Source organism: Mycobacterium sp., from assembly GCF_049585075.1.
GTDB lineage: Bacteria > Actinomycetota > Actinomycetes > Mycobacteriales > Mycobacteriaceae > Mycobacterium.
On record NZ_JBAUZA010000269.1, the window covers coordinates 1 to 9,064 of the forward strand.

At 64.8% G+C, this 9,064-nt stretch carries 12 protein-coding genes; 6 read left to right on the top strand and 6 right to left on the bottom strand.

The window, feature by feature from the left end:
• The 3 genes from WB785_RS12965 to WB785_RS12975 all read left to right on the top strand — a co-directional run.
• Positions 1–522, top strand: a 522-nt coding sequence (locus WB785_RS12965; RefSeq protein WP_424079704.1) for a cutinase family protein, incomplete at its 5' end; no start/stop codon positions are given.
• 13 nt (positions 523–535) lie between these two features.
• Positions 536–925 (top strand): hypothetical protein, encoded by a 390-nt coding sequence (locus tag WB785_RS12970; RefSeq protein ID WP_424079706.1) that lies wholly within the window; start codon positions 536–538, stop codon positions 923–925.
• Positions 922–1,548 (top strand): cutinase family protein, encoded by a 627-nt coding sequence (locus WB785_RS12975; protein ID WP_424079708.1) that lies wholly within the window; start codon positions 922–924, stop codon positions 1,546–1,548. The genes WB785_RS12970 and WB785_RS12975 overlap by 4 nt, the downstream gene beginning before the upstream one ends.
• Here the strand turns inward: WB785_RS12975 and ligD are convergent.
• The gene (ligD, locus tag WB785_RS12980) at positions 1,545–2,573 is read right to left on the bottom strand and encodes a non-homologous end-joining DNA ligase (RefSeq protein WP_424079709.1); all 1,029 of its coding nucleotides are present in this window, start codon (positions 2,571–2,573) and stop codon (positions 1,545–1,547) included. The genes WB785_RS12975 and ligD overlap by 4 nt on opposite strands.
• Positions 2,574–2,599: 26 nt before the next feature.
• On the opposite strand from ligD, the gene WB785_RS12985 reads away from it, so the two are divergent.
• From WB785_RS12985 to WB785_RS12995, 3 genes are all read left to right on the top strand, one after another.
• The gene (locus tag WB785_RS12985) at positions 2,600–3,664 is read left to right on the top strand and encodes an ATP-dependent DNA ligase (RefSeq protein ID WP_424079711.1); all 1,065 of its coding nucleotides are present in this window, start codon (positions 2,600–2,602) and stop codon (positions 3,662–3,664) included.
• Between the two features lie 63 nt (positions 3,665–3,727).
• Complete coding sequence (locus WB785_RS12990) at positions 3,728–4,162, top strand: nitroreductase family deazaflavin-dependent oxidoreductase (protein ID WP_424079713.1); 435 nt, start codon at positions 3,728–3,730, stop codon at positions 4,160–4,162.
• A 10-nt stretch (positions 4,163–4,172) separates the two neighbouring features.
• Positions 4,173–4,691: a DinB family protein gene (locus WB785_RS12995; protein ID WP_424079714.1), complete on the top strand. Its 519-nt coding sequence runs from the start codon at positions 4,173–4,175 to the stop codon at positions 4,689–4,691.
• A gap of 48 nt (positions 4,692–4,739) precedes the next feature.
• Here WB785_RS12995 and WB785_RS13000 read toward each other — a convergent pair whose 3' ends face one another.
• The 5 genes from WB785_RS13000 to WB785_RS13020 all read right to left on the bottom strand — a co-directional run.
• A complete protein-coding gene (locus WB785_RS13000) occupies positions 4,740–5,972 on the bottom strand; it encodes a cytochrome P450 (protein ID WP_424079716.1) in 1,233 nt (410 codons plus the stop codon).
• A gap of 30 nt (positions 5,973–6,002) precedes the next feature.
• Positions 6,003–6,908, bottom strand: coding sequence for a haloalkane dehalogenase (locus WB785_RS13005; protein ID WP_424079718.1), 906 nt, complete (start codon positions 6,906–6,908; stop codon positions 6,003–6,005).
• Positions 6,909–6,929: 21 nt separating this feature from the next.
• Positions 6,930–7,415, bottom strand: a complete 486-nt coding sequence (locus tag WB785_RS13010; protein ID WP_424079720.1) for an NUDIX domain-containing protein — start codon at positions 7,413–7,415, stop codon at positions 6,930–6,932.
• Positions 7,416–7,424: 9 nt separating this feature from the next.
• The gene (locus WB785_RS13015; RefSeq protein WP_424079721.1) at positions 7,425–8,783 is read right to left on the bottom strand and encodes a WS/DGAT/MGAT family O-acyltransferase; all 1,359 of its coding nucleotides are present in this window, start codon (positions 8,781–8,783) and stop codon (positions 7,425–7,427) included.
• Between the two features lie 62 nt (positions 8,784–8,845).
• Positions 8,846–9,064: hypothetical protein (locus tag WB785_RS13020; protein WP_424079722.1), on the bottom strand; the 219-nt coding region annotated here is incomplete at its 5' end.

Sequence of the window (9,064 nt, forward strand, 5' to 3'; positions counted from 1 at the left end):
GAAGTCGTGTTCGCTCGCGGCACCGGCGAGCCGCCGGGCCCGGGCGGCCCCGGCCAGGCTTTCACCGACTCGCTGACCGCGCAGCTTCCCGGAAAGTCGGTGAATCTCTACCCGGTCAACTACCCCGCGACCCCCAACTACGTCGATAGCGCGAGGGCCGGCGCCGCCGACGCCGTCGCCCACGTCCAGGGCATCGCCGCGAACTGCCCGAACACCAAAATCGTGCTGGGAGGATATTCGCAGGGCGCTGGCGTGATGGACATGACCAGCCAGCAGCTGGCCCCGCAGGTCGCCAATCACGTTGCCGCCGTTGCCTTATTCGGAAACCCTCAGAGCAGCTACGCAAAGCAGTTGTCGGACAACCAAATTCCACCGATCAACCCGAGTTACGGCTCGAAGACCATCGACATCTGCCTTCCCGACGACGAGATCTGCGCCGAGGGCGGAAACATTCTCGCGCACCTTGGCTACATCCCCGATGCGACCAACCAGGCAGCTGGATTCGTCGCGAGTCGGCTCTAACCAGGCTGCTCCCGTGGCAAGGGTTGACCCCGATGACGACACGATTTATCGCTGGGTCGTTTGGCACTATCGCTATGACCCCGATCGGAGAGAGCGCAGGAACGTAGTGGTGGCCGCCTACGACAACCCTGCCGAGTTTCAGGCCGACATCGAACGGCGGGCAGCACAGCTTCGCGCTCGCAAAGAACGCGGGGCGGACGTCGACCCCGCCGAACGCATATCGGGGTTGGTGCAACCGCCGGACTATCGGCGTCTGCAGCGAAACGCTCACCTGGTCAAGCGGGCTATCGAGCACGGCGTCGCGCCCGCGGGTATCGACGACCTGGACTTGCCTCCCGATGTCGGGGTTATCCGAGCCGAGGGTCGTAACGATTCACCGCCATACGGCGACATCCAAGGATGATTACCCGCATCCTTGGTGTGTCGGTCGCGACCACAGGGGCCCTGCTGAGTCCGGCCACCGTCATCCCTTCCGCCACCGCCGCGCCATGCCCCGACGTCGAGGTGGTCTTCGCCCGTGGCACCAACGAACCACCGGGAGTCGGTGGGGTTGGTCAGGCATTCGTGGACTCCCTTCGCTCGCAAGTTCCTGGGCGATCCGTCGGCGTCTACGCGGTCAACTACCCCGCGACCGACGCATTTGGTAGTAGTTCGCTTGCCGGCGCCGGGGATGCGCGCGCTCATATCGAAAGCACGGCTGCGAACTGCCCCAACACCAGAATGGTGCTCGGCGGATATTCGCAGGGCGCGGGCGTGATCGATATGTCGACCGATTCCATGCCGCCGCAAGTGGCTAATCACGTCGCCGCCGTGGCTCTGTTCGGCAATCCCGAAAGCACATTCGCGAGGACGTTGGGGGGCGGCCGACTGCCCACCATCAGTCCGCTTTATCGTCCCAAGACCATTGACATGTGCGTTCCCAACGATCCAATTTGCTCCGAAGGCAGAAACGGTGCCGCGCACGTCGCCTACGTCCAGACCGGGATGACTAACCAGGCCGCCGGATTCGCCGCCAGCCGGCTCTAGCGATCCTTCTTCCGGTCCGTATCCCGGCTCGGCTGAACGCGTTTGGGCTCCCCCGGCATCTTCGGGTAGTTCGGCGGATACGGCAGATCACCGAGCCCACGCTGTTCGTCGGCTTCGGCCATCTCGAGTAGCGGTGCGATGGACTGAACAACCGAATCCATCTCGGCCCACGGGTCGTCGCGGCTGGCAACCAGCTCGGGCACCGTCGCCATGGTGTAGTCGTCGGGATCGGCGGTGGCCAGCTCCGCCCAACTCAGTGGCGTCGACACCGTCGCGATCGCGGTGCGGCGCACCGAGTACGCCGACGCGAAGGTGCGGTCGCGCGCGTTCTGGTTGAAGTCGATGAAGATGCGCTTGCCCCGTTCTTCCTTCCACCACGAGGTCGTCACCGCGCCCGGCGCCCGGCGCTCCACCTCGCGAGCCAGCGCGATGCCGGCCCGGCGCACCGCAATAAAATCCCAATCCGGTTTGATCCGCAGGAACACGTGAATACCGCGGCCCCCGGACGTCTTCGGGAAGCCAACCAGGCCGAGTTCGTCGAGCAGCGGCCGCAATACGTCGACAGCAACCGCCCGCGCCTCGGCAAAAGCGGTGCCGGGTTGCGGATCCAAGTCGATGCGCAGCTCGTCGGGGTGCTCGGTGTCCGGGCAGCGCACCTGCCACGGATGCAGGGTGACCGTGCCCATCTGCGCCGCCCACACGATCGACGCCGGATGGGTCACCTTCAACGCGTCGGCCGTCCGCCCGGACGGAAACGTGACCCGGCAGGTCTGCAGATAGTCGGGGTGGTGCTGCGGAATGCGCTTCTGGTAGATCTCCTCGCCGTCGATGCCATCGGGGAAGCGCTGCAGATGGGTGGGGCGGTCGCGCAGCGCGGTCAGCATCGGTCCCCGAGCGACCGCCAGGTAGTACTCGACCAGTGTGCGTTTCGTACCGTTGGCACCCAGCTCGGGGAAATACACCTTGTCCGGATTGGTCAGGCGAACCGCAACCCCGTCGACATCGACCTCTTCTGCCGCAGCCATAACAAAGATTCCAGCACAATCGGGCTATGGACCTCCCCGTGATGCCGCCGGTTTCGCCGATGCTGGCCAAGTCGGTTTCCTCGATCCCGCCCGATTCGTCCTACGAACCGAAATGGGACGGGTTCAGGTCCATCTGCTTCCGCGACGACGATCAGGTCGAGTTGGGTAGCCGCAACGAGCGACCGATGACCCGCTACTTCCCCGAACTGGTCGCGGCGGCCAAGGCCGAGTTGCCGAAGCGGTGTGTGATCGACGGGGAGATCATCATCGCCACCGATCATGGCTTGGACTTCGAGGCGCTGCAACAGCGCGTCCACCCGGCCGATTCGCGAGTGCGAATGCTCGCCGAGAAGACGCCGGCGTCGTTCATTGCGTTCGACCTGCTCGCCCTCGGCGATGACGACTACACCAGTCGACCATTCGCCGAGCGTCGTGCCGCCCTCGTCGACGCCCTGGCGGGTTCAGGCCCCTCGATTCATGTCACGCCCGCGACGACCGATCTAGCCCTAGCGCAGCGATGGTTCGACGAGTTCGAGGGAGCCGGCCTCGACGGCGTCGTCGCCAAGCCGCTGGGAATCACCTATCAACCGGACAAGCGGGTGATGTTCAAGATCAAGCACCAACGCACCGCAGACTGCGTGGTCGCCGGTTACCGCGTGCACAAATCCGGGGCCGACGCGATCGGCTCGCTGTTGCTCGGCCTCTACAAGGACGACGGCGCGCTCGCCTCCGTCGGCGTCATCGGCGCTTTTCCGATGGCCGAGCGACGGCGACTATTCACCGAGTTGCAGTCGCTGGTCGTTGATTTCGACGGCCACCCGTGGAACTGGGCAGCGCAGGAAGCCGGTGAGCGCACACCGCGGAAGAACGAATTCTCCCGCTGGAACGCCGGCAAAGACCTCTCGTTCGTGCCGCTGCGGCCCGAACGGGTGGTGGAAGTCCGCTACGACCACATGGAGGGCGAAAGGTTTCGCCACACCGCCCAGTTCAACCGCTGGCGCCCCGACCGCGACCCGCGCTCATGTACCTATTCCCAACTGGAAACTCCGGTGACCTTTCGCCTCGGCGACATCGTGCCCGGCCTCGGGTGAGCCGTCGAGTAGCAGCCAGGGACACTGGGTGGTGTCGAACGCGGTCGATACGAGGAGAACCGGATGAGCAATGGCAATGAGTTCAACGAGCGCAATATCGCTGAATTCCGCGCTAATCACGGTCGTGTCGGCGGCCAGTTCGAGGGTGCACCGCTGATCATCCTGCACACTGTCGGCGCGCGCAGCGGGAAGCCGCGAACCAACATCATGATGTATCTCGCCGACGGCGAGCGGTATCTGGTGTTCGCCTCGAAGGCCGGCGCAGACGACAACCCTGCCTGGTACTGGAACTTGAAGGCCAACCCCGACGCCCGTATCGAAGTTGGCGACGACATCGTCGACGTGCATGCCACCGAGTTAGAGGGCGTCGAACGCGATGAGAAGTACGCGCTGCAGGCCGAGAGGTATCCGGGATTCGCTGACTACGAGCGCAAGACGTCGCGGACGATCCCTGTGGTCGCGCTTACTCCCACCGGTCGGCCACAACCGCGAAAATAATGATGGTGGCGTGACGGATCAATGTGGCGACTGCGGTTTCGTTTACGACCTCAGTCAGTCAGCGGCAGTCGAGCGAAACATCCGGGAGCGGGTCGCTGAGGTCGTGGCAATCTTGCGTGCCCGCGACGTCGACTTGCGATCCCGGCGGCAGCCCGAGGTGTGGTCGCCGCTGGAATATGGCTGCCATCTGCGGGACATGCTGTTGGTGCAGCGCGAACGTGTACTCGCCGCCCGCCGCATAGACCTGCCAGACTGCACTCCGTCGGGACGTGACGAGCGGGTGGTGCACGACGGCTATGCCGAGCAGGAACCCGAGGATGTGGCTCGCCAGCTCGGGGACGCGGCACAGATGTTCAGCAATGTCCTCGCCCGACTGACCGGCGACGATTGGGATCGCGCAGTCATTTACCACTACCCACAAACATGCGAACGCTCGTTGCGGTGGGTTGCTATACATACGATGCATGAGGCGCACCACCACCTCGTCGACATCCGCCGCCAGGTCGGCCCGTCGAGCGGCCAATTGTGACACGGAAATTTGCGACAAGCGTGCAATGAGTGGCCTTTCGGCCAGGAGTTACACCGCGACGGTGAGTGACGCCAATCCGCGCAGAGTGATGTTCGGCTTGTAGACCGGTTCACCCTCCAGCCGCGCTTGAGGAAATCGGGCCGTGACCTCCGACAGCGCGACCGCGGCCTCTAATCGAGCCAGCGGAGCGCCCAGACAGTAATGCAGGCCTCGCCCGAATGCTAAGTGCCGGGACGTATTTCGATTGGGATCGAAGAGCTCTGGTCGTTCGAACTCTCTCGCGTCATGCTGAGCCGCGGCCAAAAGCAGCAACATGGTGTCGCCCTCGGCTATTTGGGTGTCCCCAATCGTCATGTCGTCAGCGGCAATTCGCGCCACCAGTTGCACGGGCGGGTCGTAACGCAGCGTTTCCTCGATAACCGCCGGAGCATGATCTGCGTCGGCGGCCAGCGCGGCCCACTGCGCGGGGTTGCGCAGCATCGCCAAGATAGCGTTCGCAATGAGGTTCACGGTGGTCTCATGCCCGGCGACCAGCAGCAAGCTGCAGGTCGAGACGATCTCGTCCTCGGCCAGCTGATCGCCGGACTCCTCCACCGCGATCAACCGTGACATCAGATCGTCACCCGGTCGCGAGCGGCGCTGTCCGATCAGGTCATGCAGGTATTCGCGCAACCACTGACTGGCGCGAAGACGTTCTTGCATGCCCTCCGACGGCTCCCCGGTGATCGCGAGGAACGGGTCCAGCGCCTGCGCCATCAGCGCCGATGCGCGACCAAATTCCGGCTCGTCCTGCAACGGAATCCCCAGCAGCCGACAGATGACCGCCACCGGCAGCGGGTAGGCGAGATCACTGACGACATCGAAGTGTCCGCGTTCGGCGACGCGGTCGAGCAATCCGTCGACCAGCCCGGCGATCTCCGGTTGCAGCGCGTTGACCACCTTGGGCACGAATGCCTTGCTGACAAGTTTGCGCAGCCGGGTGTGATCGGGCGGATCGAGAAACAGGAACATGGGAGGCCACGGCGGTCGCAGGTTCGCGCCCTCGGCGAACATGCGTTGTACCACCGATGACTTGCTCCGGTCGGCGGACGACGACGGATGCCGCAGCACCTCGTCGCAGTCGCGATAGGCCGAAAATACGGTGAGGTTGGCGTCCGGCAGCCGCAGCGGACCCTGTTCCCGGAACTGCCTGTACACCGCATACGGGTCGGCCCGATTTGCCGGGTCCATCAGTTGCAGCAGCAGTGCCTGCGGCTCGGCGACACTCGACACACTCGTCATGCACACATTCTGCAGGAGTCCGAGGGTCGATTAGGTACCCAGGAATTCGACGATGTGGCCGGCGAGTTCTTCACCGGCGTCTTCTTGCAGGAAGTGCCCGGCATTCTGCACGACGGGGTGCTCGATGCCCTGCGCACCGGCCATCTCGCGCTGAAAGATCGGCGCCATTCCACCGGTGATCGGATCCCCGTCGCTGAAAGCGACCAACATTGGCGTCGAGCTCGCGCACAGCGTCGCCCATGCCGAGCGGTTGGCCGCGGCCGCCGGGTCATCCGGTGACGTCGGCACCAGCCCGGGCATCGCGCGCGGTGCGGCGCAATAGGTGTCGTCAGGGAATGGCGCGTCGTAGGCCGCGCGCAGCTCGTCGCTCATCGGTCGGCGGCAGCCGCCTTGCACGAACCGGCCGACATCGATCGACGGCGCCGTCTGCATCACCTCGCGGAACTGCCACCAGATCTTCGGCATCGGGATGTGTCCGGTCGGCAGCCCGGTGTTGGCGACGACGATTCGGCTGAACCGTTCGGGATGTTCGGCGGCCAACCGTAATCCGATCAAACCGCCCCAGTCCTGCCCGACGAGGGTGACCTGCTTCAGGTCCAAGACGTCGAATACCAGTGCCCGCACCCATTCGACATGGCGCGCGTAGGTGTGGTCTTCGATCCGCGTCGGCTTGTCGGAACGACCGAACCCGACCAAATCGGGGCAGATGACGCGATGCCCGGCCGCCGCCAGCACCGGAATCATCTTGCGGTATAGGAACGACCACGACGGCTCCCCGTGCAGCATGAGCACCGGGTCGCCGTCGTCTGGGCCGTCCTGCACCCAGGCCATCCGGAGCGTCCCGCCGTCGCCGTCTGATACTTCGGAATAGTTTGGCGCATAAGGGAATTCGGGCAAGTCCGCGAAGCGTTCGTCAGGTGTTCGCAATGTCTGCATGACTGTGAACATAGCCAGGGTTTATTCGCCCTCGCGCGAACCGGCCAAGGTCGGGTGGGCCATCAACTGATCCAAAACGGGGCGGTGGCCTGTGAGCAGCTTGATCCTGGCCTGTGCCACCGGGAACCAGCCGACCCGGTCGACTTCGGGGAAGCTCTGAATCCGGCCCGAGCCTTTGGGCCATTCGAGTTCGAAGGAGTTGCTGTGCGCTTCGGCGAGGTCAAGATCGCCCTGCACCGCGAACGCGCTGACGACCTTGCCGCTGGGCTGCTTCAGCGGTGGAAATGCGATCCGCGGCCCGGACGGCGCCGGCAGACCGATCTCCTCTTCGAATTCACGTTGCGCAGCTACCCAGAGGTCGTCGCCGTCGGTGTACTCCCCCTTGGGAATCGACCAGGCGCCGTCGTCCTTCCGGGCCCAGAACGGCCCACCCGGGTGCGCGATCAGGACCTCGACGACGCCGTCGCGTACCCGATACAGCAGCAGGCCTGCGCTCAGCTTGGGCATGGTCGCCGGTCAGAACCCAACCGCGCGTTCCAAATCCTTCAGCGAGCTTTCCAGATGACCGAGCAACCGCTGCAGGTGCGGCACACTTCGCCGGCATCCGACCAAGCCGAAGTCGATATTGCCGGCGTTGTTGGTCAGGGTGATATTCAACGCCTGCCCGTCGAGCGCAATCGACAATGGATAGTTGCCGTCGAGCCGGGCGCCGCCCCAGTACATCGGCTCGGTCGGCCCGGGCACATTGGAGATGACGATATTGAACGGCGGCGGCGCCGATGACACAAACCCCGGGATCGCGGCCAGACCCAGCGGTGCGATGAGAAAAGCCGACAACGCAAACGCTTGTACCCGAGGCAGTTCGGAGAAAACCTTTTTGTTGCCGCGCATGGACGCGCTGATCGTGTCGAGCCGCTTCGCCGGATCCTCTAAATCGGTGGCGAGGTTGCACAAGATGCTGCCCACCATGTTGCCGCCGCTGTCGGCCTCCTCCGCAGTACGGAGACTCACCGGGACCATCGCGACCAGTGGCGTATCCGGCAGCGCATGCTGATCCAAGAGATACTGACGCAACGCGCCGGCGCACATCGCCAGCACGACATCATTGACGGTCACCCCGGCGGCCCGCTTGATGCTCTTGATCCGGTCCAGCGACCATGACTGCGCCGCGAATCGGCGCGCTCCGCCGATGGGTACGTTGAGCATGGTCCGGGGCGCGGCGAACGGCAGCGTCAGTTGCTGTTCTACCAGCGCGGCACGGGCCACCGACCACGTCGAAGGTCCAAACGCCGCAACAGATCCCGCCACCTGTCTCAGCGTCTGCAACCGGGACCGGCTGGCTGAATGATGGCGTCGGGGCAGGCTCCAAACCGCCCGTAACTCTGGGTCGTCAGGATCGGTCGACAGCGTGCGCTGCATGAGCTTCAGCGCAGAAACACCGTCGATCAACGAGTGGTGGGACTTGCTATATAGGGCGAAGCGGCCGTCGCTCAATCCCTCGACGAAATGGGTTTCCCAGAGCGGGCGGTGCCGGTCGAGCAAGGTGCTGTGCCACCGCGAAGTCAGCTCGAGCAGCTCGCGGACCCGTCCCGGTGACGGTAGCGCCGAGCGCCGCAGGTGGTAGTCGATGTCGACGTCATCCGCATCGTCGTAAGCCCAAGCGACATTCGCGAGTCCGCCGACAACCCATGCAGGTCGCTTGCGGAAGGTGGGCTGGAAATCGCGGTTGGCGATCAGCGCGTCGTAGAGTTCCCGGACGAACTCCGGTCCGGCCCCCTCCGGCGGCTCGAACAGTTGCAAGCCGCCAACATGCATAGGGTGCTCGCGCGTTTCGGTCAGCAGAAACACCGCGTCGATGGGGCTCATGAGGTCCATCAACCCATTAAAGCGCCGGCATCAAGCGGATTCGGCCGAATGCGCGCGGCGGTACCGCGGTGTTACAGGTGGAAGCCCCCGAGACCCGGAAGGTGCGGAATCCCACCGCCGCCGTGGGGGAGGCCGGGCAGACCCGGCTCCGGGCCGTGGGGGACGCCCGGCATGGGACCAAGCCCTGGTGGCCCGGGCGGGGGACCCGGTGCCAGCGGGCCGGGTCCGGGTATCGGCAGCCGCGGCGCCGGCAGCTGCGGTATAGCCGGCGGGCCTGCCGGCATTGGTGG